Raw genomic sequence first — 21,430 nt, 5'->3', positions numbered from 1 at the left:
AGCAGACTAGACCGGCGCGGGTCAAAAAAGCGTGAAGACGCAGGATCTCAACTACTTGCAACCGATTCAAGTTGTTGCAGCAACAGCGCCGCCTGCGTCCGGGTGCGCACGCCGAGCTTGCGGAAGATAGCCGTCACGTGGGCTTTGATGGTCGCTTCCGACACATTCAGCTCGTAGGCGATCTGCTTATTCAGCAAGCCTTCGCAGACCATGGTCAGCACGCGGAACTGCTGCGGCGTGAGGCTGGCCAGGCCTTCGCTGGCGGCCTTGGCTTCGGCCGACACGTCGACCTTCTCGAAGGCCTGGGGTGGCCACCAGACGTCACCGTCGAGCACCTTGCGCACGGCGTCCTGAATGACTTCCAGGCCGCTGGACTTGGGAATGAAGCCACTGGCGCCAAATTCGCGCGACTTGACCACCACCGCAGCCTCTTCTTGGGCGGAAACCATCACAACCGGAATTTGCGGATATTGCCCTCGCAACAGGACCAGCCCAGAGAAGCCATACGCGCCCGGCATGTTCAGGTCGAGCAGGACCAGGTCCCAGTCGGATTTTTCGCTCAAGCGGGTTTCCAGCTCGGCGATGCTCGCCACTTCAACCAGACGCACATCCGTGCCCAGGCCGAGGGTAACGGCCTGGCGCAGAGCGCTACGAAACAGCGGGTGGTCATCGGCTATCAGGATTTCGTAAGTGGCCATCGATCTATGGATCCTGTTCTGTGCAGGCGCATGCGGGGTAGTGATAGCGCCTGGCGGGGAATCGGCGCCAAGGATGCCGAGCACGGTCAGGAGTGGTCAAGCCAATCGCCCCGCCGCCTCGCCCACCCTGGCTGCCAGCCCCGTCATTATGAACCAAAGTGGAGCTGCTGCCCCTTGGACTATAGGAAGGTATGCAAACGCTGGTGGACGTCATCCTGCTCATCCAGCGGCAGGCGGCGCTTGCCACTGAGATAGTGCAGGCTGAACACGTCCAGGTACGCATCCAGCGCTTGGGAGGCCTGGCTGTCGCCTGCCAGCTCCAAACACATGGCCGCGACTTCGGCCGTGCAAAAATGGTCGTCGCGCTTGGAACGGCGCAGGCGATAGCGCGACATCTGCTCGGCCTGCAGGCTCAGCACCGGAAACCGATCCAGGTACGGGCTCTTGCGAAACATCTTTCGCGCTTCCGTCCAAGTGGCATCGAGCAGGATGAACAGCGGCCGCTTGCCCGCTACGCGCTGCACTTCGCTCACCACACGCTCCTGGGCCACGAATTCACCGGGGAAGACAATGTAGGGCTGCCATTGGGGGTCGTCGAGCAGCGCCAGCAGACCTTCGTCCACCGTGGTGCGCAACCAGCCGAAGGCAGAAGTGTCCTCGATCAGGTCGGCGATCAGCCAGCCGGTATTGGTCGGTTTCAATGGCTCGGTATCATGCATCAGTAGGCACACCCCTGAGTCGGCTTGCACGCGCGGCTTCCAGGCGCACAGGCAATGGGTGGCAATGACCCGGCAGCCAGGGCAGCGCTCGGCACGTGAGCCGCGAGCGATGAACGGTTTGTTACTACGTGCCAGGCGTTCGGCGCGCAGGCGCGCTACCGCATGGCTCATGCTGGCAAGCCTTTGACAGGGTTGTGACTGGACACTGCGAAAACTCGGTTTGAACAAAGCGCCAGTCTACCAGAGCGTGCGTCATTTGCCGTGCAGCGGAACGCGCTGGTCCCCTATAATCGGCGCTTTGGCGGCTGGAAATTTGCCGGTGAAGCCGAAGTGTTCATGGAACGCCAGCCACCGGCGCATGTCAAAGCGCCAGTCATCGAACCAGGAGAGATTCATGCTGCGTCTTATCGCCCCGACCCTGAGCCTTTTGCTCGCACTGCCACTCGCCGCCCAGGCAGCGTCCAAGCAGGAGTTCGAGTTGAACAAGATGCTGCAGAAAGTTGCTCAGGAAAGCAGTGTCGGCACCCCACGCGCCATCAACGAGGACATTCTCGACCAGGGCTACACCGTCAAAGATAATGCGCTGATCAACCACCTCAGCGTACGCGCCGAGCATGCCGCGCGCATGCAGGAAAACCCGGCACAGGTGCGCAGCCAGCTCGGCGACAGCGTATGCCGCAACAGTGGTTATCGTAACCTGATGTCCAAAGGCGCAGTGATGGTCTACCACTTCACCGTCTACAAGACCAACCAGCCGTTCATGGACCAGGCTTTCGATGCTGCCAGCTGCTCCGCCGGCAACAAGAAGAAGTGATCAGGTAACCTGCACACCTTCGGCGCGCCGGGCCTCTTCGTCGGCGCGCATCTCCGCCAGCAGCGCCTGCAGGTAGCGTGACTGGCACTCCAGCGTCGCCAACCTTCGGCGACACTCCTCCTCCAGGCTCACATGGTGATCCTGCGCGGCATTTTCCAGTTGCTGATAGAGCTCCCGGTCCACCTTGATGACCAAGCGATGCATAGGCCACCTCCTGCATCGACACGTTTCGCTTCTCCAGTTAACCAAACCCTCGGCAACGATGGCCAGACCCCGACGAGTGGCCCCACGCTCCTTGCCTGCACGATCGTGCGCAAGGGTCTAGATTGATAGCGAAGAGTGACAAAACAACAAGATGGACTGACACCCTGCATCACGGCCTGAAGGCCAACTGCAATGCTCGGGATGCACACTCGAGCCAGAGCAGCCAGCGACACACGCAGTGTCGCGGCCGAGCCACGCCATCGGCTCGGTCAGAGGTTTTGCTGCAGAAGGAGACGTTGAATGCCTTACCAATCGAATGAACATCTGTTCAATCACTTCAGGGACAGCGGCATCGACCTGAGCAAGATCGACGAGCAGTTGCAACTGGTCGCGCCTGACAGCCCCAACCTGCCCCTGTACCGCGACATGATGCTGACCATCCTGCGCATGGCCCACGATGACAGTGACCGCTGGAGCGCCAAGATCACCCTGCAGGCGCTTCGCGAACTCGACCATTCTTTCCGCGCCCTGCAGCGCTACAAGGGGCGGCGCAAGGTGACCGTGTTCGGCTCGGCGCGCACCCCGATCGAGCATCCGATGTATGCACTGGCACGCGAACTGGGGGCTACCCTGGCCCGTTCCGATCTCATGGTCATTACCGGCGCCGGCGGCGGGATCATGGCGGCAGCCCACGAAGGCGCCGGGAGTGAGCACAGCCTTGGTTTCAACATCACCCTGCCCTTCGAACAACATGCCAACCCGACCGTGGACGGTACCGACAAGCTGTTGCCGTTCCACTTCTTTTTCATTCGCAAGTTGTTTTTCGTCAAGGAAGCCGATGCCCTGGTGCTTTGCCCAGGTGGCTTTGGCACCCTCGATGAAGCACTCGAAGTATTGACGTTGATTCAGACTGGCAAAAGCCCGCTGGTGCCGGTGGTCCTGCTGGACTCGCCGGGCGGCACGTTCTGGCGCGATTGCCTGGATTTCATCAGCCGCCAATTGCAGGAAAACCGCTACATCCTTCCCAGCGACCTGAAGCTGTTGCGCCTGGTGTACAGCGCTGACGACGCGGTGGAGGAGATCAACCAGTTCTACAGCAACTATCACTCCAGCCGCTGGCTGAAGAACCAGTTCGTGATACGCATGCACCACCGGCTCAGCGATGCCGCGCTGTTCGAGATTCAGGAAGGTTTCGCCGATTTGCGCCTGAGCGGCAAATACCATCAGCATGCAGACAGTGGCGCAGAGCATGAGGTTGGCAACTTCAGCCACCTGACCCGACTGACCTTTGCCTTCAATGGGCGCGATCAAGGCCGCCTGCGTGAGCTGGTGGACTTCATCAACCTGCCGGAGAACTGGGCAAAGCCGCAGCCCATGCATACCACGCAACGAGCACGGGAAGCGTTGAAGGTCAGTTAGGCGGCTTCAGTCGTACAAATCTCGGCCGCTGAGCAGGCGGCCGATCATGTCCATGGGAAACCCACGGTACGCGAGAAATCGGGTCTGCTGAGCACGGCTACGGGGGTCTTGCGGGCGCTGGCCGGCGAACTTGCGCTGCCAGGCCTCCTGCAACCGCTCCGCCCAGTCCACACCGCTTTCGCGTAGTGCCTGGTCGATGTCGCCGCGGTTCAGACCACGCTGGCCCAAGTCCTCACGAATACGTGCGGGACCATAACCTGCATTGGAGCGGTATCGGATAAAACTCTCAAGATAGCGAGCTTCACTAAGCAGCCCCTCTTCGGCGAGCCGATCGAGCTCAGGCTCGATCAGTTCATCCGAAGCGCCGCGCTGACGCAGTTTGCGCGTCAGCTCGACGCGACCGTGCTCGCGGCGCGCGAGCAGGTCCATGGCTGTCCGCCGGACGGCGACGGGGGTGTCGAGTACGACGGACATACAGTCGCTCTACCAACGCAGATTAATAACCGGCGTCGGCATCAGCCATATCGTCGGCATCGGCTTCAGTAGCCGCGGCCTTGCCGGCAGCAGCAACAGCACCCGAGTTGAGCAGCTTTTCGCGGATCTGCTTCTCGATCTCGGCACCGATGGCCGGGTTTTCTTGCAGGTACTTGGCGGCGTTGGCCTTGCCCTGACCGATCTTGTTGCCTTGGTAGCTGTACCAGGCACCGGACTTCTCCACCAGCCCTTGGGATACACCCAGGTCGATGATCTCACCGTTACGGTAGATGCCCTTGCCGTAGAGAATCTGGAACTCGGCCTGGCGGAACGGTGGTGAGACCTTGTTCTTGACGATCTTGACGCGGGTTTCGCTGCCCACCACTTCGTCGCCTTCCTTTACCGCGCCAGTGCGGCGGATGTCCAGGCGCACCGAGGCGTAGAACTTCAAGGCGTTACCACCAGTGGTGGTTTCCGGGCTACCGAACATCACGCCGATCTTCATACGGATCTGGTTGATGAAAATGACCAGGCAGTTGGCGTTCTTGATGTTGCCGGTGATCTTGCGCAGCGCCTGGGACATCAGACGGGCCTGCAGGCCGACGTGCATGTCACCCATCTCGCCTTCGATTTCGGCCTTGGGTACCAGGGCAGCCACAGAGTCGACGATGATCACGTCAACGGCGTTGGAGCGCACCAGCATGTCGGTGATTTCCAGGGCCTGCTCACCGGTGTCCGGCTGCGAGACCAGCAGGTCGTCGACGTTGACGCCCAGCTTGCCGGCGTATTCAGGGTCGAGGGCGTGTTCGGCGTCGACGAAGGCGCAGGTGGCGCCGTTTTTCTGGGCTTCGGCGATGACCGACAGGGTCAGCGTGGTCTTACCCGACGATTCCGGGCCATAGATCTCGACGATGCGGCCTTTTGGCAGGCCGCCGATGCCCAGAGCAATGTCCAGGCCCAGCGAACCGGTCGAGATGGCCGGGATACCCTGGCGCTCGTGATCGCCCATGCGCATGACAGCGCCTTTGCCGAATTGGCGTTCGATCTGACCCAGGGCCGCAGCCAAGGCGCGCTTCTTGTTGTCGTCCATTGAAATCCTCACGTGTTCGACGTGGCCCTGATGGCCGGAATACCTGTATAAGTAGCCAGTATTATTCCACAGCCAAGCGCTTGAGCAAACCCCTGTCGTCGAATTACTCGGCACCAAGCTGTAACAAGCCGTCTAACGCGGCGATCACCGTCTGTCGGCGCACGCTTTCGCGGTCACCGTCGAAGTGGCGGCGCTCACTGTACACATGATCGCCATCGGCCCAGGCCAGCCATACGGTGCCCACCGGCTTTGCCGGCGAGCCGCCGTCGGGCCCGGCAATACCACTGACGGCCACCGCAAAGCGCGCCCCGCTGGCGAGCCGGGCGCCACGGGCCATGGCCTCGACCACCTCCTGGCTGACTGCACCTACCTGGGTGAACAACCCAGCGGGCACGTTCAGCTGGCGGGTTTTCTGGCTATTGGAATAGGTGACATAGCCGGCCTCAAACCAGGCTGAACTGCCGGGCACGCGGGTGATGGCCTCGGCGATGCCGCCGCCGGTGCAGGATTCGGCGGTGGTCACCTGGGCGTTGAACCGGCGCAGGTGCTCGCCCAGGCGGGTGGAAAGCGCGGTGATCGGGTCCATGGTGGGCTCCTTGGGGGATGCGGGACACCGTAGCATTTGGGGGTGGGGCATGTCTTGGAGGGAGTGAGCCGGGGGCACGGATCGAATGCTATGGCGCGGTTGAAACCGAGCGTCGCGCGGGCGGCGCTCGGTCTCATGAACACAAAAAAGCTGAAGGCAAGCACTTACTCCCCACAACAATCACCGCCGCAACCCCCGCACATAATCCTGACAAGCCCGCAACGCAATCAACCCCCGGTCCCCCTCGTCGGTAATGGCGATAATTCGTCCAGCATGCGCCGGCTCAAGTCCGGCGCGTACGGTTGCATGATCCACGCCGCCGGCGCTGGCGGCGGCAGGCACTGCACCGCAGACGGCGCCGCGCTCGACCAGGACCGACAGGCGCAGATCGGCAGTAGCAAGGCGATCACGCAGGCGAACCTGAGACTGTTGCACATGGGTAAGCTCCTCGAAGTGACGGGTTTCACTTTCCTCCAGGCGCTGCTCGAGGGCCTGGCGCTGCTCACGCTCGGCAAGCTGCCGCGCAGCTTCGGCTTCGGCCTGCGCTTGCGCCTGCTGGGCCAACTGCCGCCCGTAGCGCCAGCCTTGAACCTGCCAGGTCAGCGCAACGCAAAGTACAAGCAAAAGTGCGCCAAGCCCTCGTTGCAACCGACTCAACACAGCACCTCACGCGCCCTTGCCCAGAGCGTGAGGCGCTCCTCCAGCCCATTGAGCCCGCCATTGATATGGCGCGTGATACGGTTGAAGTCGCCCCGGTCGGCCAAGGCATTGAGCCCACGCGAATGCCAGAACCACGCCGCCGACTCGCAGGCCCAGCGCGGTTGCTCGAGCAGCTGCGGTTGCGCCAGCAGACGCTCGTCGCCGAACAGCGCACGGCTGCAGGCCTGGTAATTGTTGCGCCCGGTGACCTGGATCAGGCCGCGCCCGCAGTACAACTGGCCATCGCCATCTGCCTGCGGTGTGTTGCCCAGGCGCCGTGCCAGGCTACCAGTGTCGTAACGGGCCAGATAACGATCACTACCGAGTTCCTTCACGTAGCGAAACTGGCCGGACTCATGGCCGACCTGGGCGATGAATGCCGCCACGCGCCTGGGACTGTCGATTTCCCAGCGTGGCAACGTAACATTCAGCGCAGAAAGAAAAACGCCCGCGACGGGGCGGGCGTTAGGCAAGATCTGTAACAATTGCGTTTCTGTGAGCATGTCTGACCTCCTTGAGTGAATTGCCCTTCAGGCCTTGGTCGTGGCCCCACGGCGCGGCGCCGTGCCCTTGGCCTTCAACTTGCCTGCCTTGCCGCCATTGCCTTGCACCGTGGTACGCCACCCCGACTCAGTAAACACCTGCTCCACCGAGTCGATCTGGTACTGCCCGTCCAGCCCATGGACAAAACCCTGCAGATCGATGCTGCGCTCGGCAAACAGGTCGGTGCGCCCTGGCAGCTCCAGGCGCACACTGGCAGTGTCGCGATTGAAGCTGGCAAGCCGCGCCCGGGCCGCTTGCTCGGCCGCAGCACGGTTGGGGTACAGATGGCGATCGGTATGCACCGGTCGCTGGCCATCGGTTGCCTCATCGTTGACCCGCTCCACGGTCTTCGTCTCACCGCTGGCCGCGTCCAGGTGGCGGGTGCGCACAGCCTTGCGTGCAGCCTTGTCGTCCAGGCGGAAATGCCACTGACTGACCTCGTTTCGGGCAATGCCGACTACATCCAGGGGCTTGCCGCTGGCGCTCTGCCCGCCCTGGCGCGGCAGCACCAGCAACTGGCCGTTGGCGAGCTTGGCGGTGCAGTCGTACTGGCGGGCCAAGCGGGTGATGAAGTTGAAGTCCGACTCGTTGTATTGATCGACGCGTGGTACCAGGGTGAGCACCGGGGAGATCGTCTGCCAGCCATTGCGTGCACCGATCTCGGTGACGATACGCTGCAGTGGCACGGACTCCCAGCTACCGCTGCGCACGGTCCTGCCGCTGCCACGCAGGTCGCTGGCCTTGCCGCGAATCACCAGGGTGTCGGGTGGGCCGGACAGCTCGACCTCATCGACGGTGTAACGCCCCAGCCGGGTCAGCGGCTGGCCGGCGTAGCCCAGATGCACCTCGATCAGCGCGCCGCGGGCGGGCAACGCCACAGTGCCGTCGCGGGCGTCGATGCGCAGCTCGAAGTCGTCCGACTCCATCCCTGGCTTGTCGGTGGTGCGCAGCAGCAACAGGCGATCATTGATCAACCCAGTAATATCCCGGCCATCGGCCTGAATGCGAAAAAGCGGTTTCATGGCATCAGTCCCAGAGCTGCACGGTATTGGCCGGCACCGTCGCCAAGGTTGGCAAGCGGATGCTCACGCCGCTGCGAAAAGGCTGGGCCTCCTCGGCCAGCCCCTGGTTGGCTTGCAGCACGGCCTCGACACTGCCATCGAGGTGCCCGTAATAGTGATGACAGAGGGTATCGAGCACGTCGCCCTCAGACGTTTTGCAGGTCTTGACCATAGCTGACGAACTCCAGTGAAAAACCCTGTTTGCGGGGAATGCCGCCGGCCAGCAAGGCGCCCTGCTCTTCCTCGATGCTGGTCAGGCACCAGGTACCGAGCACTTCGCCGTAGCCGGTGGTCAACGACAGCGGCAAGAGCTGGCGGCCGATGCCACGCAGCGCCTGCAACTGCCCCAGTCCACCCTTGAAACCAGGGAAGATCGCACCACGGATGCTGATGGTTTCTTCGCCAAGGCTTACTGCCTGCTGAGCGTTCTCGCGGCTCAGGCGTTCTTGCCCGGCCCAGCGAAAACGCGTTTGCCGGCGTAGCTGGTCGAAGGCAGCAGTGTCGAGATTGAAGTAGTAAGGTGCGGCATTGGCCTTCAATGGCTGCAGCACCAGCAAGTGCGCGAACGGTTTGATCGCCTCTGCTGCAGGGGTTGCGTCGGGCGCGAAGCCAAAGGTCGTGAGCACGCCCTTGGCGACCGCGCGCGCATCCCCGATCACCCGGCGAATGGCCGCACCGGCCTTGCCCAGGTGTTCGGCGAAGGCGTCGACACGGTCCTGCACCTTGCGCACCACGTCGACGGCGTGGTCGTACTTGGCCATCACTTTGTCGACGCGCTGCTTGGCCGAATCGATGGCGCGCATCGTGCGTTGCAGGCGCTTGCCGATAGCCGGGCCGATCCATGGCAGGCCCTCGAGTTCGGCGGCCGCCTCCTTGACATGGCCGACCGCCTGGTTCATCGGGTCGAGCATGGCGTCGGCACGCCGACGCCCCGCCTCTGCCGCCTTGACCAGTGCATGCAAGCCGCCTTGCAACTGTTCCAGGTAGGTCATGGGTACTCCTCATGGTTGGGGTTGATCGGCCATTTGCACCGATCGCGCCTGACGCATCAGGTCGTCGAGCACGCGACGGGTGATGGCTTCCAGTTGCTGCCGGGTGGTCGGGTCGTTGAGGCTGTTGTTGAAGGTCACCGGCATGTTCGCGGTGAACGTGAACTGCTGGTTGATGACGGGGGGCGCTTCAGCCTGCGACGCGGACCGCGAGCATTGCACTGAAGCCGCAGGCCGCGGTGGGGAGACATCCTCGAGGCCTTGCGCCGGGGATGCCTGGCCGGGTGACTTTGCCGCGGACTTGCCGGCGGCTGGCTCCGCATCCTGGGTGACCGAAGCCACCGCCCTGCCCAGCCACCCACCAACACCCTCGCCCCCCATGCCGCCCACCGCGCCACCGATAAGAGCGCCGATCAGGGTGCCGAAACCGGGGACCACCGAGCCGATCGCAGCCCCTGCTGCTGCACCCGCAAGGCTGCCACCCAGACCACCGACGGCCGTGCCGTAGCCTTCCAGCTTCTGCGCAGGCGTACCGTCGCTGTTGTAGGTGTGCACGATCTGCGATGTGGCATCCAGCAGCGCTGCGCCTGGGACCCGCTTGAGCAGCTTTGCGGCAGCCGGCATGCGCAGGCCTGCCCCTGCCATTGCAACCAGAGGAGCTGCTGGAATTTCGGGCTTTTGCGCAGTGGGGGCCTGTTCGCCGGGCGGCGGCGCTGCCGCCTCGTCAACTGCTGAAAGCGCCTCACCCTGCGTGTTGCTAGCCTGGACAGCCCAGTTGAACAGGCCACTACCGGCCAGCGCTCCTAGCGCCTCACCCAGGTAACCTCCTACCTTGGCACCGTGTGTGCGGCCCCATCGGTTCCGAGTCAAATGGGGCAAGGCAGCGCCAAGCAGCCTGCCGCCCATTTCACCGACAGCAGCTCCCACGCCACTGGCCCGTTCCTCACCGTCCTCACTGGTAATGAGGGCTTGGCCGATCTTGCCAGCGGTGTCCATACGGTTATCCCGCCATTCCTTGCGGGTCACGCGCGCAATCCGTTGTCGGGTGTCGGCTGGCAAACGCCGGCGCCTGTTGTAAGCGGCATAACCTGCGACTGCCAACAGTCCGCTGGCCATGGCGACAGCCCTGCCTGCGGGTGCCTCTGGCCGTTTACCTGCTTGTTCGCCCGTCACTGCACTCGCCACTGCATCGGGAGCACCGATCTCGGCGTCCGTCTCCTGGGTGGCCCAGGCATACAGTTTGCCGCCAGCCAGTTCACCCACTGCCTCCCCCAGATAGCCGCCCAGTTTGGCTCCATGCTTTCTGGCCGACTTGCTCTTGCTGAGCAAAGGCAGCACCGCCCCCAGCACACGACCACCGATTTCGCCAACAGCAGCACCGACTCCTTGTGCTTTCTCCTTTCCGTCCTCGCCGGAGATCAGCGCCTTGCCGACCTTGCCGATGGCATCGACACGGTTCTCCTGCCATTCCTTACGGGCGCCCCTGGCGATCCTTCGCTGAGTGTCACGGGGTTGGCGCCGGATGATTTCACGCGCTCCATACCTGCCGGCCAGCGCCGCCAAGCCCATCCCTGCTGCAGCCGCCACACCTCTGGCCAGGGGCACGTTGGCGTTGACGTTAGTTACCGAGGTCGGCTGCTCGGCGGCTTGCGGCTTGGGTGTTGCAGCATCAGTTGCCGCATACGGCGGCGGCTGCAAAACATTGATCGCCCATTGACCGGGCAGCGGCTGTAACCGCGTCATCCCAGCGATCACCTGGTCCAGCAGCAGATAATGCCTACGCAAACGCTCGACAGCATCAATCTCATCACCCAACCGGGCGACCTGCTCTTCGTGTTGCTGCTCTTGGTCGAGCGCTAGCTGGCGCTCGACCTGACGTACCTTACCGAGCTCCAGCCCCAGTCGGATCACCTCGCCGACGAGCCTGCCGAGCCGAGTGTCGTCGACCTGCCTGCGCAGGCGTTCGACATCCCGGCGCAGCAAGTCGATGGCCTGCCCCAGGGGATTGATGACGGTGACGCCGAGCCCGAGGGTCAACACCTGTGTGTTAGCCATAGGTTCCTCCTTGTCACGGCGCGAGCCACCAGACCATGTCGCTAAACGACATGGCCATGATTTCGCTCGCGGAAAAGTTCAGCTCCTTGGCCAGCCGCCTGGCGGCGGCCTTCTGCCGGGCCGGGTCAAAGTTCGTCGTCCTGCACCAGGCGAAAATAGCCGCTTTGCAGGCGGCCATAGTCTTTCAGGGCAAGGCCTTCGAGGTCCTTGATGCCGACTTCGGCCAGCGACGCGAACAGGTTCAGCTCACGCTGCTCGTCATCGCCAGAGCCACCGGCTTGGGCGTTGCGGATATCACGCACGGTCGGTGCCCGCAGCGACAGGCTGTCGACCAGCACGCCATTAGCCTCGCTGGGGCGCGACAGGCGCACGGTGACGCGGTCGGCATTCAGGGTCAGCCACTGCGGCTGCTTTTTCGCTTGAGCCATGTTCGCCTCCTTACAAACCGAGCGCGGCGCGCTGGGTGGCCAGTTGGTCGACACCGTCGATGACCCGCTTCATGCCCAGTGCATCGATCTCGTAGACCAGGCGGCCATCGACTTCGAGCTTGTAGTAGGTCAGGCCGACGCTGTGCTTGATCTCGGCCTTGTCGCCGGATTTCCAATCACCCATGTCGATTTCTTTCAGCGTGCCACGCAGGGTCACAATCACCGGGTTGATCTTGCCCTTGAGACCCTTGAACGCACCGCGGAAGGTGCCGTTGAATCCACTGCCATCAGCCAGGCCGAAGAACTTCAGCGCTTCGCGGCGCACGCCGCTGGTGGTGAAGGCCGCTTCCTGCTTCTCCATGCCCAGGTCCATCTCGACCGGCATGTCCATGCCGCCGGGGCGGTGCTCCTCCATTTTCAGGGTGAGCTTGGGCAGCGTCAGGCTGGGTACATCGCCCTGGAAGCTGACGCCATCGACGAACAGGTTCAGGTTGGCCAGGGTTTCGGGAATCATTGCCATGTAGATGCGCTCCTTAAGCGGCGGAATCGAGGACTTCGGTCAGCCACTGGTTGGTGACTTCAACGCGGAAATTGGGGTTTTCGGCAGGCGGCACGTCGGTGAAGCGAATGTTCCAGTACACCTTGCCCTGCTCGAGCTGGCTGGCAGTGTTCAGCTCCGGGTCGGCGAAGACCTCGAAGTTGATGATCGCGCCCTGGTTCTTCAGGTCGCGCATGAAGGCTTGCAGGCCTTCGGTCACGTCCTTGACGTAGGTGGCGGTGATGGACCGGTCGACGGCCCATTTGTGCCCGTAGAGGATCGCGTCCATGACGATGTCCATTGTCCGCACGCGGGTGACGAAGGCCCATTTAGGGTCGCTGGACAAGGTGCGGTTGCCCCACAGGCGGAAGCCGTCGTCACGGATGATGGTGGCGATGTTGGCGTTGTTCAGCAGGTTGGCGCGGCAGGTGTCGTCGCCATCGAGGAACTCCACCGGGCGGGTGGTACCGGTGATGCCGACGAACTCTTTGTTCGATGGCGAGGCCCAGAAGCCGTATTCGCGGTCGGTCCAGGCGAACAGGCCGGCCACCCAGGCCGAGCCGGGCGCATCGACGGTGGCTTCCTCGCCGTTGTCCCAGTACTGCACGCCGGGGTCGACCAGGAAGGCACGCTTGGCACCGAAGTTTTTGGCATAGTCGATGGCCGCTTCGTCGGTGGTGTTGGGGCCGTCGATGATGGCAATGCCGCGCAGCTTGTCGGCCAGGGCGACCAAGGCAGTGCCGACGGCCTGGGTGGCGGTGTGGCGTGGTGCAGCCAGCAAGCGGGGCTGGGCGTTGAAACGGCTCTTGCCGTCGAGCAGCGCCTGCAGGCCAGTGCGCTTGCCGTCGGCCTGCACCGTGCCGATGATGGCTGCGGTCTGCTCGGCGGCGTCTTCGAACTTGGCCACGCCGCAGGCGACGATGACAGCCTTGGCGCGGGTGTAGATGGCACGGCAGGCTTTGGTGATGGCCGCGTTTTCGCCGAACGCGGCGACGGCTTCACGTTCGCTGGTGATCAGCACCAGGTCGTTGGCCTTGGCGGTGGTGCCAGCGCCTTCGGTGAAGGTGTCGACCAGGCCGATGATCGAGGAAGAAGGCAGCGCGATGCTGCGGGCGCCGGTGTCGACGTTTGTCACGGTGACGCCGTGGAAGAATCCGCTCATAAAGTCTCCAGATGTGAAAAGGCCCTGCGGTGCAGGGCCTGGATGGTGTTACAAAAAACGCGCCGGTGGCGGAGCGTTATGGTTTGATCAACTCAAGCCAGATCGGTGAGATTGGCCGCATTGCAACAGTGGGAAATGATTGAGAATTGGGCCATTCTCGAAGTGCTTGCATATACTCCAGAAGCTCCACGAACTGCTCGTTGCTGATTGATGTGGGAATGTTCAGGTCCTGCTCATCTCGATGCCTATCGCGCAACCATTGGCGAGCAACTAATTCGCCGTCACGCCATTCGCGCTCCGCGGACATCCGCTCGTCCAACTGTTCTACCTTCTTTGCAAATTCGCCATTTGCGTACAGCCATCCTGGCTGAACATTTACACTGCTAAACTTCCAATCCATGTCAGGGTGAAACCGGCCCTCGGGACTGGATGCCGTTATGTCTGTTACAACACCATCTATTACTAGTGCCCACATAATGTGACCTCAATAAGTGATAATCACGCAACCATCAACTCCAGGTTGTGACCTGGTAATAGATCGTCCGCCGCCGCCCATGCCAGGCTGTGTCAGAAGTGCTGAGTCCGCAGCCGCGAAGATGCTCTCACCACCCCCTCCTTGCCCTCCCCAAGACCCCGTATTGTTGAGATTTCGAACCGGCGGAAAGCCCATTCCTAGCGAGGCGTTGAAGTCCCCCCCAATACCAACCCCACCTGCAGCGCCGCCGTTCACGTTACCGCCTCGGCCGCCCGTTGAAGAGCAAAACGTACCAAATGAGGATGTGCCTCCGGTAATGCCCGCTTCACCATCAGTCGTTACGGCAGTGCCGCCCGCACCGACGGTGACAGTAATGACACTACCGGGCGTAACTGCACAGAATCGTTCGCATACACCGCCAGCACCGCCACCACCGGCACCACGTGACACAGAGTCGATAACGAATGAGCCACTGCCCCCCCCTCCGCGAACATGTACCGAAACCCGGGTGACATTTGTCGGTACCGTCCATTGATAGATACCGGCAACTTTGTAAAAAATTTTCGATCTATAAGGAAAGTTGTTGCTTGATATAGAGAAGGCACTTGCACACAGCACTTGGTATACGCCATCCGCAAGACACACTAGCTGTAGAGGTGGATCTTGATGGGTGAGAGTGATGGTCTTGAGAGCATTTGTACCAACGGCGATATATCCAGGTACTGCGGGGGCATTTACTACTAGTGTTCCCATACCTGAGCTAACACTCATAGTGAAAATCGAGCCTATGCCGATACCTGTCGGCGGCAGATTTAGTTCACCTGTCCACGTACCTGAATACCCCATGGACACATGAGCACCCGCATGAGCCTGCTTCAGCGTATCGCCACTTTCCAGCCACACTCTTTGCGTCGGGAAATTTAAACCTGCCTCTCTAACGAATTGAGTTGTTGCAACCTTCGAGCTTGCATCACCTCGCGCAGGTGTAATCGTCCCGGCTGTGGTCACTATTGCTTGCCAGGACGTCCAAACTCCGGCTGAGTTCCTGGTTCGCAAGCAGGTTATCGGCGAGGTCGTATTGATCAGTGAATCCCACATTTGAGTAGCCATGTTGCTGCTACCGCGCTCCAAATGAAGAACTGTACCCTGTGGAATTTGCCCTCCCCCTACTTGCGCAGTACTCTCCGGTTTTGTTCCGGAAGTGGCGCTGGTGACCAGGTAGATGCCCGTCTCGTTTAGCGAATCGATGCTGCCGACGTAGTTGACCGCTCCCGATGCCATACCATATTGAGCCATGATCGCTCGCACGGTCGCTGCGCTCGCTAACCTCGTGCTCTTATCTGTCCCCAATAGTGTCGGAGCAGTTGGTGCCCCACTGAAGGCGGGGCTAGCTAAGGGGGCCTTCAATGCAAGTGCATTAGTCATGGTGGCCGCGAAATTTGGGTCATTGCCCAGGGCCGCGGCCAGTTCGTTTAAGGTATCCAGGGCTGCAGGCGAAGACGCAACCAATGCGGCGATGGCAGCCTGCACAAATGCAGTACTGGCAAGTTGAGTTGAATTGGTACCCGCTGCCGCTGTAGGGCCACTCGGTACACCGGTAAACGCTGGGCTGACCAGTGCAGCTTTGAGACCAAGGGCCTGATCAATTTGGGTCTTCGTGTAAACGTCGGTCAACCCATAACCCGCCACCGTGGTCGGGTTAGTCGCAGCGGTTACCCGGCCATTGGCATCCACCGTCACGCTGCGATAAGTGCCTGCAGCCACACCAGTGCGGCCAAAGGCCATTTCATAGGCCAAGGCAGTTACACCCAAAGTAATCGGCGCATCAGTCACCAGTTGCCATGCGCTGTCAGCGTTGACCGTCCCGCGCTCTACCAGCACCAACATTCCCGGAGTTACCTTGGGATCGGTATCCGCATCGCTACTGCGGGCCCATGCACCGGCGGCCACTTGATAAATTCCATTATCCTTCGCCACCGCCTGGTTCTTCACCAGCACCCGCACCCCAACAGCAAGCGCAACACCATCAACCGATTGCAGTCCACTCAAGGTGATATTCGCAGTAGTTGCAACCAACACCGAATGCTTGAAATCCTGCCTGGCCAACTCTTCGGTAACCCACTCCCGAGTCGCCAGCACCACCGCCGGATCGATCTTCAACTGCACGTTGCTGGCGCTGCTGACCACCAGGTTCATCCGCACCACCTGGGTACGTCCGGAACCCTGACTCAACAGTGGCTTGTAGGTCGGCGCACAGTTGGCCACGGCGACCATGTCGCCATCAGTGTCGTACAGCGCGATTTCGCGAATCCACTTGCCACCGACATCGGCCGGAATCACCTGCTCGGCAATGATGATCGCGCTGTTCTTGTCATCCACCTTCAACTGATTCAAGGGCGCGCGGCGCCATTCGTTGATCAGGCTGGTCTGGGTGGCATTGGGGGTGGGGTCGGTACCGTTGGCATCGCCGACGCCCATCTGGGTGATTTTCCATGCGATGCCCAAGGCATCCGCGTTGGCTTGTTTCGCCGCGCCCACGTTGGTGAGGATGGCGTAGAACTGAGAAGTCTGGTCAACCATGTGCTATGTCCAAGGTATCGATTGTATGTTCGCGGCCGCCGCGGCCTATGGCACCGGCGACCTCGATGTCACGCGGCGCCAACGGGTAGATGTCCAATTCGTCGCCGTCCTGGATCGCGCAGCCGACATGAAGGGCGCCACGGCTTTCAAGGCTGATCACCAGGCCCGTCAGGTGGCGGCTGACCGGGCGGGCGTCATCGATCAGCGATGACAGTTCCTGGTAGGTGCTTTCGCTGATGCCCGCATCGGAAACGCCGACCTTCAAGGTGAAGGTGCCCGCCTGCGCGGGCGGCGTGGCTTGCCACCACTCCTGTACTTCGATCAGGTAACCGAAGGGCTCCACCACCCGCCTTAGGGCACCGAGGGTGCCTTTGTGAGCGTGAACGAAGAACGCCGAGCGGATCACCGAACGCTTGATCTCATCGCTCCAGCTGTCTTCCCAGCGGTCCACCGACCATGCCCAGGCCAAGTGGTAAAGCAGGTGGGCGGGGCAGCTGTCCGGGCTGTAGAGCAGCCGCAGGCTGACCTTGAGGTCTTCGTCGGCCGCACGTTCGATGGCGCACTCCAACGCTGTACGGTTGAGCGGCAATAGACTCTGCATGTCGTCAGCCTCCCCGCGTCAAGGTGAAACCGCTGCACCAGGCTGCCTGCGCCTTGCTCGGCCGAATGTCGGCCCAGTTGTTCAGCTCCACCCGGCTGACGCCATCGATGTGCAGCTGGGCGTCGATACCCGAGCGGGCCACCTCAACCCCCAGGCGCCGTCGCGGGTTGACCCAGGCTTCCAGGCGACGCTGGCACTCGGCGAGAATCGCCTCGTACTCGGGCCCGCTGTCGGCGAAATAGAGCACGGCATCGATGCGATACGGCAGTACCTCGGCGCTGCGCACATTGACCCGGTCGGCGACCGGGCGAATGTCGTCGTCATTGAGGTAGGCAGCCACCTGCACCAGCAGCTCGGCGCTGGCCTTGCCATCACCCTCAAGGCCCAGCACGGTCACATCCACCACCGCCGGCGACGGGCTTTCGGCGGTGGCGTCAGCCACCTGCCCCGAGGCGTTGCGGGCATGCAGGATGTAACTGTTGCGCGGGCCGGCAGTGGTCAGGCCTTCGTAAACCAGCTGCACTCGCTCGCGCAGGGCGTCGTCCGATTCCAGTAGCGCTTCGATGGGGGGCACGCTGCTCAGGTCTTCGACCTGGATCACCAGGCGCTGCAGGCTGACGTTCGCCGCCAACTGGTCCAGGTCACTGCCCTGGGCATAAGCCAGCAACAGCGCCTTGGCGGCATCATTGATGCGGGCGCGGTTTAGAAGCTTGCGGTAGGCACCTACCTCGAGCAGCTTGGTGACCGGGTCGCTTTCCAGGTTGGCGGTCCAGGCATCGCCCAGGTATTCGCGGAAAGTCTCCAGGTCAGCTTGGTAGAGCGCTTCGAAATCGAGATCTTCCAGTAGCTGTGGCGCTGGCAGTTTCGACAGGTCGACCTGGCTCATAGGCTCACCTCCAGCAGGGCGTCGTCGCCCAGGTAGCGGCCTTTCAGCGCCAGGCTGACCTGGCCATCGAGCACCGCGACCACCGTCACCCGCTCAAGCTGCAGGCGTGGTTCCCACCGGCCTAGCGCGCGGGCCACCTCGGCCTGCACGGCGCTCTTCCAGCCCTCGTTGACGGGCAGGTCGACAAAGCGCCGCAGCTGGCTGCCGTACTCGGGCCGCATGCGGCGGCTGCCCAACGGTGTGCCAAGGATGTCTTCGATGGACTGGCGCAGGTGGCCGATGCCGGCCAGTGGCTGGCCGGTGCGGCGGTCCAGGCCGATCATGGCGCACCTCCCGTGGCAGCGCCCTGTTCATGGGTTTGCATGGCATTCTCCAGGCATGAAAAAGCCCGCAGTGGCGGGCTTGATTCAATGTTTGTGGTTAGCGGTGTTGCCGGCGGTGTCGATGATCCGCCCACCGCCGTTGATATCGCCGCTGACCTGCAGCGGACCGTCGACGGTGACATTGCCCGTGAGTTTGATCGCGGCGGCCTGCAGGCTGATTGCGCCGTCACTGACCTGCACGGTGCTGTCGCCGACCCGGACGGTGGCGTTACCGCCCGGCAGCTGGATGTCGTAATGACTGGCCTGCCAGTCGTAGCTGAGCGAGCCGCCATCGGCAAAACGCCACACCTCGACGTGCCCGCGGTTGTCTGCAGCGCTACCGGCGTTGCCATAGAGGCCGGCGATGAAAGTACCCTGGGCCGGCTCGCCACTGGGGCTGAGCAACACGCCCTGCTCACCCACGCTGGGCGCCCGCCAGTGGCGGGCCTGCCCGGCGGCCTGGGCATGCCAGCGCAACCAGGCGCTGGTCCAGCCGCTGCCATCGGATACCCGCACCCGGGCGGCGTCAAGGTCCAGCGCAACCACCCGGCAGGGTATGAGCAGGCACGCCAGCATGCGGTCATGCATGGCGCTGACGTAGCTCATGTCAGCGTCTCCGGGGCAATGTAATGCGCTTCATTGTCCAGGCCTATGTCGGGCGCAAAGCCCAGCATCAGGCTGCCGGGAGGCTGGTCCGGCCAGTTCCAGTTCGGATCGCCGAGCAGCACCGGCTGATCCCAGCGCACAGTCCAGGCGCTGCCTTCGAACTGCGCCTGGACATTGCGGCTGGCCTCGACGAAGTCCAGCGCCCAATGCTGCTGGCGCAGCAAGTCCATCAATTGCGCGGCCAGCAGGCTGCCCTGCAGGCGTGCTTCGGGGTTGGCGCTGTCGGCCGTGATGTCCGCCTCGAAGGTGGCGACCAGTACCGAGCGACCATCCCGTGGTGCTGCGTCGGCCGTCATACGCACGATGCCATGACGTAGCGCCGGCCGTTCCGGTGCATTTCCTACAGCCGTATAAGCATCGACTGAAGCCAGCTCCGGCATCGCCCTACGAATGGTTGCCGTCACTGCCGAATGCAAAGTAGACAATTCGCTCATGCATATTCCTCCTATCGCTCATCGGTCTGCGTACTGTCGCGCAAGCCCAAACGCCGAATTGCCCAGCGTTCATACAGCCGCATCGCCACATCGGCGCCGCCTACTGCAGTCATGCAGCCGAATGCGCTGGCTGCCCAGATCGACAGGCCGCCGGCATACAGCAGCATCACCGTCGATACCCCGCAGACCATGCAGGCCCCGGAGCGCAGCGCCAGCCGCCTCAGCAGTGACCAGCCGGTAGCGCCGGCCTTGTCGGCCCGCCACATCTCGCCGCTCAGGCCGCCCAGCAATGCCAGGACGATCACCAGCCAGAGCGGCATCTCCAGTAACGCTTGTTGCTCGTTCGTCACTGTCCTGTCTCCTGTGTAATGCCTGTTGGCGGGAGCCAACAGGCGGGTTGTGGGTACTCTGAGTTCAAAGACCCGGCATTCCAAAAAGCCCGGCGAGGCAGGCTTTTCAGTAATGCGTTGTCCAACCGCCGGCCACGACTGGTGACACCGAGCGGTTACGCTTCAAGTTATTGACTCCGACCGCGGCAACCTGCCCGCCGGAAAACTGATCGTGGTGCTTTACGCTGCACACCCGGGCCAGTTGCCAACCCTCTGGACAGTTGAGGCCTGTCCATCGCTGCCTGTGTAACAACCGGTTTCCGTCCGGCTTGAGACACAGGCTATGCATTCATGCATATGCAGTCAATGCATTTCTTGAAATTTCTATGCACTGGATTTTGCTGATATGCATGGAGGCCTTGCACCATCTGCCTTGTAGGCCTTTTCTTCAGGCGAAAAAAAACCCGCCGAGGCGGGTTTTCTTGAAGCTGGGGGTATTTAGCGGGCGTACATGCCCCACCAGAACACATGCCCGAGCAGGCTGATCTGCTCGTCCTGCATCTGCTGGAAGCTGTAGTCTTCATCGGGGTGTTCGTCACGGTTGAAGCTACGCAGGCGAATGCCGGTGGGCAGTCGATAGACCTGTTTCACCCGCAGCTGGCCGTTGTGGTTGATGGCGTAAAGGTCGCCATCGATGATGTCGCCAATCGAGCACTTGCCGGTATTGACCCCGACCGTGGCGCCATCGCGCAACACCGGCAGCATGCTGTTGCCGCGGACCGTCACGCACTTGGCCTGATCGAACTGAACGCCATTGTGGCGCAGGCTGCGCTTGCCGAAGCGCAAGCGCGCGCGCTCGCTCTCTTCGATGACGAATCTTCCTGATCCTGCTGCCAATTCGACCTCGCGAAGAAAGGGTACCGACACCTCGTCGTCCTCGACGGGGGTTTCATCGTCCCACAGGCTGATGTCGCCGAGGTCCGCATGGCCATGGGCCGGCAGCGCGGCCTCGTGTGACTGGCCAAGTGCGGCACGGCCACGCAACTGCTCGGTGCTGACTCCGAAATAGTCGGCGATCTTCGACACGTGCTTGTCTGACGGGTCGACGATCTTGCCGCCGAGAATACGCGACAGGGTGGATTGCGGTACGCCCGTGCGCCGGTGCAGCTCCGTCGGGGACAGGCCGTGGCGGTCGAGCAGTTCTCTAAGTACGGTGGCTACGTTGCGTTTTTGCATAGCGTGCATAATGCAGGCGCGCGGCATGAAATGCAACGCACCTTGCTGCGCGCTCATGCCCCATGGGCTCTTTCTGCATCTCGTTGAAAAAGCCTGTACCATTGCCGGTTTCACAATCGCCAACCAGATCACCCGCTGTAAGGCCCTGAATGTCTGATCTTTCCGCACACACACCGATTGTGCTTGAGTAGTAACGTGAAAAGGCGCCAAAGCCCCGCAGAACTGGGACTTGAGCGCCTTTGAGGCTTGCAGCATAAGCGTATGCATTGGCATAGATTGGCATGAAATGGCGCATGGTTTGCCCCATTTTTGCCCCAAGGTCAGACCCGCTCTCGCCCATGGAGGCCGAGCCAGGGCCTGCATTGATCCCTGCCTTAACTAA

At 62.1% G+C, this 21,430-nt stretch carries 28 protein-coding genes and 1 pseudogene; 2 read left to right on the top strand and 27 right to left on the bottom strand.

The genetic code is table 11. The features are described from left to right. Window positions 1–47 precede the first annotated feature (47 nt). The 3 genes from erdR to KU43P_RS06350 all read right to left on the bottom strand — a co-directional run bounded on the left by erdR (window position 48) and on the right by KU43P_RS06350 (window position 1,813). Window positions 48–698 carry a response regulator transcription factor ErdR gene (gene erdR, locus KU43P_RS06360; protein WP_317661621.1) on the bottom strand — a complete coding sequence of 217 codons (651 nt, stop codon included), beginning with the start codon at window positions 696–698 and terminating at the stop codon, window positions 48–50. Window positions 699–877: 179 nt separating this feature from the next. Further along, a complete protein-coding gene (locus KU43P_RS06355; protein WP_317661620.1) occupies window positions 878–1,588 on the bottom strand; it encodes a tRNA-uridine aminocarboxypropyltransferase in 711 nt (236 codons plus the stop codon). A gap of 81 nt (window positions 1,589–1,669) precedes the next feature. Next, window positions 1,670–1,813 (bottom strand): hypothetical protein, encoded by a 144-nt coding sequence (locus KU43P_RS06350; protein WP_317661618.1) that lies wholly within the window; start codon window positions 1,811–1,813, stop codon window positions 1,670–1,672. On the opposite strand from KU43P_RS06350, the gene KU43P_RS06345 reads away from it, so the two are divergent. Then, window positions 1,812–2,231 (top strand): quorum-sensing-regulated virulence factor family protein, encoded by a 420-nt coding sequence (locus tag KU43P_RS06345; RefSeq protein ID WP_317661616.1) that lies wholly within the window; start codon window positions 1,812–1,814, stop codon window positions 2,229–2,231. The two genes, KU43P_RS06350 and KU43P_RS06345, sit on opposite strands and share 2 nt — an antisense overlap. Here KU43P_RS06345 and KU43P_RS06340 read toward each other — a convergent pair whose 3' ends face one another. After that, a complete protein-coding gene (locus KU43P_RS06340) occupies window positions 2,232–2,435 on the bottom strand; it encodes a hypothetical protein (protein WP_317661615.1) in 204 nt (67 codons plus the stop codon). Window positions 2,436–2,735: 300 nt separating this feature from the next. Here KU43P_RS06340 and KU43P_RS06335 point away from each other — a divergent pair, with 300 nt between their 5' ends. Beyond that, complete coding sequence (locus KU43P_RS06335) at window positions 2,736–3,854, top strand: LOG family protein (protein WP_317661613.1); 1,119 nt, start codon at window positions 2,736–2,738, stop codon at window positions 3,852–3,854. Between the two features lie 6 nt (window positions 3,855–3,860). On the opposite strand, the gene recX is transcribed toward KU43P_RS06335, so the two are convergent. The 23 genes and pseudogenes from recX to KU43P_RS06225 form a co-directional block, all read right to left on the bottom strand. Continuing rightward, a complete protein-coding gene (recX, locus tag KU43P_RS06330) occupies window positions 3,861–4,328 on the bottom strand; it encodes a recombination regulator RecX (RefSeq protein ID WP_317661612.1) in 468 nt (155 codons plus the stop codon). A gap of 22 nt (window positions 4,329–4,350) precedes the next feature. After that, window positions 4,351–5,418: a recombinase RecA gene (recA, locus tag KU43P_RS06325; RefSeq protein ID WP_317661611.1), complete on the bottom strand. Its 1,068-nt coding sequence runs from the start codon at window positions 5,416–5,418 to the stop codon at window positions 4,351–4,353. A 103-nt stretch (window positions 5,419–5,521) separates the two neighbouring features. Then, window positions 5,522–6,004: a CinA family protein gene (locus KU43P_RS06320; RefSeq protein WP_317661609.1), complete on the bottom strand. Its 483-nt coding sequence runs from the start codon at window positions 6,002–6,004 to the stop codon at window positions 5,522–5,524. 180 nt (window positions 6,005–6,184) lie between these two features. Further along, window positions 6,185–6,661, bottom strand: coding sequence for a lysis system i-spanin subunit Rz (locus tag KU43P_RS06315; protein ID WP_317661607.1), 477 nt, complete (start codon window positions 6,659–6,661; stop codon window positions 6,185–6,187). After that, window positions 6,658–7,206: a glycoside hydrolase family 19 protein gene (locus tag KU43P_RS06310; protein WP_317661605.1), complete on the bottom strand. Its 549-nt coding sequence runs from the start codon at window positions 7,204–7,206 to the stop codon at window positions 6,658–6,660. The genes KU43P_RS06315 and KU43P_RS06310 overlap by 4 nt, the downstream gene beginning before the upstream one ends. Window positions 7,207–7,233: 27 nt before the next feature. Beyond that, entirely contained in the window at window positions 7,234–8,268 is a 1,035-nt protein-coding gene (locus KU43P_RS06305) for a phage late control D family protein (RefSeq protein ID WP_317661604.1), read from the bottom strand. Between the two features lie 4 nt (window positions 8,269–8,272). Further along, on the bottom strand, window positions 8,273–8,479 hold the full coding sequence (locus KU43P_RS06300) for a tail protein X (protein ID WP_317661602.1): 207 nt from the start codon (window positions 8,477–8,479) through the stop codon (window positions 8,273–8,275). Then, window positions 8,454–9,299: a phage tail protein gene (locus KU43P_RS06295; RefSeq protein WP_317661600.1), complete on the bottom strand. Its 846-nt coding sequence runs from the start codon at window positions 9,297–9,299 to the stop codon at window positions 8,454–8,456. Before KU43P_RS06295 ends, KU43P_RS06300 begins: the two co-directional genes overlap by 26 nt. 9 nt (window positions 9,300–9,308) lie before the next feature. Beyond that, window positions 9,309–11,351, bottom strand: coding sequence for a hypothetical protein (locus KU43P_RS06290; RefSeq protein WP_317661598.1), 2,043 nt, complete (start codon window positions 11,349–11,351; stop codon window positions 9,309–9,311). 125 nt (window positions 11,352–11,476) lie between these two features. Continuing rightward, window positions 11,477–11,779, bottom strand: coding sequence for a phage tail assembly protein (locus tag KU43P_RS06285; RefSeq protein ID WP_317661596.1), 303 nt, complete (start codon window positions 11,777–11,779; stop codon window positions 11,477–11,479). Between the two features lie 10 nt (window positions 11,780–11,789). After that, on the bottom strand, window positions 11,790–12,299 hold the full coding sequence (locus tag KU43P_RS06280; RefSeq protein WP_317661594.1) for a phage major tail tube protein: 510 nt from the start codon (window positions 12,297–12,299) through the stop codon (window positions 11,790–11,792). Between the two features lie 13 nt (window positions 12,300–12,312). After that, a complete protein-coding gene (locus KU43P_RS06275; protein WP_317661592.1) occupies window positions 12,313–13,479 on the bottom strand; it encodes a phage tail sheath family protein in 1,167 nt (388 codons plus the stop codon). 76 nt (window positions 13,480–13,555) lie between these two features. Then, entirely contained in the window at window positions 13,556–13,879 is a 324-nt protein-coding gene (locus KU43P_RS06270) for a phage tail assembly chaperone (RefSeq protein WP_317661591.1), read from the bottom strand. An 84-nt stretch (window positions 13,880–13,963) separates the two neighbouring features. After that, on the bottom strand, window positions 13,964–14,707 hold the full coding sequence (locus KU43P_RS26970; protein WP_411567247.1) for a glycine-rich domain-containing protein: 744 nt from the start codon (window positions 14,705–14,707) through the stop codon (window positions 13,964–13,966). Window positions 14,708–15,463: 756 nt separating this feature from the next. Continuing rightward, window positions 15,464–16,534, bottom strand: a pseudogene (locus tag KU43P_RS06265) (phage tail protein); the annotation flags it as partial. After that, the gene (locus tag KU43P_RS06260) at window positions 16,527–17,135 is read right to left on the bottom strand and encodes a phage tail protein I (RefSeq protein ID WP_317661590.1); all 609 of its coding nucleotides are present in this window, start codon (window positions 17,133–17,135) and stop codon (window positions 16,527–16,529) included. The pseudogene KU43P_RS06265 and the gene KU43P_RS06260, both read right to left, overlap by 8 nt. A gap of 4 nt (window positions 17,136–17,139) precedes the next feature. Further along, window positions 17,140–18,021: a baseplate J/gp47 family protein gene (locus KU43P_RS06255; protein ID WP_317661589.1), complete on the bottom strand. Its 882-nt coding sequence runs from the start codon at window positions 18,019–18,021 to the stop codon at window positions 17,140–17,142. Further along, window positions 18,018–18,344 carry a GPW/gp25 family protein gene (locus tag KU43P_RS06250; protein ID WP_317661587.1) on the bottom strand — a complete coding sequence of 109 codons (327 nt, stop codon included), beginning with the start codon at window positions 18,342–18,344 and terminating at the stop codon, window positions 18,018–18,020. Before KU43P_RS06250 ends, KU43P_RS06255 begins: the two co-directional genes overlap by 4 nt. An 84-nt stretch (window positions 18,345–18,428) precedes the next feature. Further along, on the bottom strand, window positions 18,429–18,989 hold the full coding sequence (locus tag KU43P_RS06245; protein WP_317661585.1) for a phage baseplate assembly protein V: 561 nt from the start codon (window positions 18,987–18,989) through the stop codon (window positions 18,429–18,431). Beyond that, a complete protein-coding gene (locus tag KU43P_RS06240) occupies window positions 18,986–19,345 on the bottom strand; it encodes a hypothetical protein (RefSeq protein ID WP_317661584.1) in 360 nt (119 codons plus the stop codon). Before KU43P_RS06240 ends, KU43P_RS06245 begins: the two co-directional genes overlap by 4 nt. A 149-nt stretch (window positions 19,346–19,494) precedes the next feature. Further along, entirely contained in the window at window positions 19,495–19,833 is a 339-nt protein-coding gene (locus KU43P_RS06235) for a phage holin family protein (protein ID WP_317661583.1), read from the bottom strand. Window positions 19,834–20,310: 477 nt separating this feature from the next. Then, window positions 20,311–21,057: a helix-turn-helix transcriptional regulator gene (locus tag KU43P_RS06230; RefSeq protein ID WP_317663749.1), complete on the bottom strand. Its 747-nt coding sequence runs from the start codon at window positions 21,055–21,057 to the stop codon at window positions 20,311–20,313. Beyond that, a complete protein-coding gene (locus tag KU43P_RS06225; protein WP_317663931.1) occupies window positions 21,017–21,343 on the bottom strand; it encodes a hypothetical protein in 327 nt (108 codons plus the stop codon). The genes KU43P_RS06230 and KU43P_RS06225 overlap by 41 nt, the downstream gene beginning before the upstream one ends. Between the last annotated feature and the right edge of the window lie 87 nt (window positions 21,344–21,430).

The organism is Pseudomonas sp. KU43P (assembly GCF_033095865.1).
Classification (GTDB): Bacteria; Pseudomonadota; Gammaproteobacteria; order Pseudomonadales; family Pseudomonadaceae; genus Aquipseudomonas.
Note: the sequence above shows the minus strand (reverse complement) of the source record. Positions and strands in the feature narration are given on the sequence as shown.

Bases quoted from the DNA above. Each gene is read 5' to 3' on its own strand.
- erdR (WP_317661621.1), bottom strand. From the start codon at position 698: ATGGCCACTTACGAAATCCTGATAGCCGATGACCACCCGCTGTTTCGT.
- KU43P_RS06355 (WP_317661620.1), bottom strand. From the start codon at position 1,588: ATGAGCCATGCGGTAGCGCGCCTGCGCGCCGAACGCCTGGCACGTAGT.
- KU43P_RS06345 (WP_317661616.1), top strand. From the start codon at position 1,812: ATGCTGCGTCTTATCGCCCCGACCCTGAGCCTTTTGCTCGCACTGCCA.
- KU43P_RS06350 (WP_317661618.1), bottom strand. From the start codon at position 1,813: ATGAATCTCTCCTGGTTCGATGACTGGCGCTTTGACATGCGCCGGTGG.
- KU43P_RS06340 (WP_317661615.1), bottom strand. From the start codon at position 2,435: ATGCATCGCTTGGTCATCAAGGTGGACCGGGAGCTCTATCAGCAACTG.
- KU43P_RS06335 (WP_317661613.1), top strand. From the start codon at position 2,736: ATGCCTTACCAATCGAATGAACATCTGTTCAATCACTTCAGGGACAGC.
- recX (WP_317661612.1), bottom strand. From the start codon at position 4,328: ATGTCCGTCGTACTCGACACCCCCGTCGCCGTCCGGCGGACAGCCATG.
- recA (WP_317661611.1), bottom strand. From the start codon at position 5,418: ATGGACGACAACAAGAAGCGCGCCTTGGCTGCGGCCCTGGGTCAGATC.
- KU43P_RS06320 (WP_317661609.1), bottom strand. From the start codon at position 6,004: ATGGACCCGATCACCGCGCTTTCCACCCGCCTGGGCGAGCACCTGCGC.
- KU43P_RS06310 (WP_317661605.1), bottom strand. From the start codon at position 7,206: ATGCTCACAGAAACGCAATTGTTACAGATCTTGCCTAACGCCCGCCCC.
- KU43P_RS06305 (WP_317661604.1), bottom strand. From the start codon at position 8,268: ATGAAACCGCTTTTTCGCATTCAGGCCGATGGCCGGGATATTACTGGG.
- KU43P_RS06300 (WP_317661602.1), bottom strand. From the start codon at position 8,479: ATGGTCAAGACCTGCAAAACGTCTGAGGGCGACGTGCTCGATACCCTC.
- KU43P_RS06295 (WP_317661600.1), bottom strand. From the start codon at position 9,299: ATGACCTACCTGGAACAGTTGCAAGGCGGCTTGCATGCACTGGTCAAG.
- KU43P_RS06290 (WP_317661598.1), bottom strand. From the start codon at position 11,351: ATGGCTAACACACAGGTGTTGACCCTCGGGCTCGGCGTCACCGTCATC.
- KU43P_RS06285 (WP_317661596.1), bottom strand. From the start codon at position 11,779: ATGGCTCAAGCGAAAAAGCAGCCGCAGTGGCTGACCCTGAATGCCGAC.
- KU43P_RS06280 (WP_317661594.1), bottom strand. From the start codon at position 12,299: ATGGCAATGATTCCCGAAACCCTGGCCAACCTGAACCTGTTCGTCGAT.
- KU43P_RS06275 (WP_317661592.1), bottom strand. From the start codon at position 13,479: ATGAGCGGATTCTTCCACGGCGTCACCGTGACAAACGTCGACACCGGC.
- KU43P_RS06270 (WP_317661591.1), bottom strand. From the start codon at position 13,879: ATGGATTGGAAGTTTAGCAGTGTAAATGTTCAGCCAGGATGGCTGTAC.
- KU43P_RS26970 (WP_411567247.1), bottom strand. From the start codon at position 14,707: ATGGGAACACTAGTAGTAAATGCCCCCGCAGTACCTGGATATATCGCC.
- KU43P_RS06260 (WP_317661590.1), bottom strand. From the start codon at position 17,135: ATGCAGAGTCTATTGCCGCTCAACCGTACAGCGTTGGAGTGCGCCATC.
- KU43P_RS06255 (WP_317661589.1), bottom strand. From the start codon at position 18,021: ATGAGCCAGGTCGACCTGTCGAAACTGCCAGCGCCACAGCTACTGGAA.
- KU43P_RS06250 (WP_317661587.1), bottom strand. From the start codon at position 18,344: ATGATCGGCCTGGACCGCCGCACCGGCCAGCCACTGGCCGGCATCGGC.
- KU43P_RS06245 (WP_317661585.1), bottom strand. From the start codon at position 18,989: ATGAGCTACGTCAGCGCCATGCATGACCGCATGCTGGCGTGCCTGCTC.
- KU43P_RS06240 (WP_317661584.1), bottom strand. From the start codon at position 19,345: ATGACGGCCGACGCAGCACCACGGGATGGTCGCTCGGTACTGGTCGCC.
- KU43P_RS06230 (WP_317663749.1), bottom strand. From the start codon at position 21,057: ATGCACGCTATGCAAAAACGCAACGTAGCCACCGTACTTAGAGAACTG.
- KU43P_RS06225 (WP_317663931.1), bottom strand. From the start codon at position 21,343: ATGCGCCATTTCATGCCAATCTATGCCAATGCATACGCTTATGCTGCA.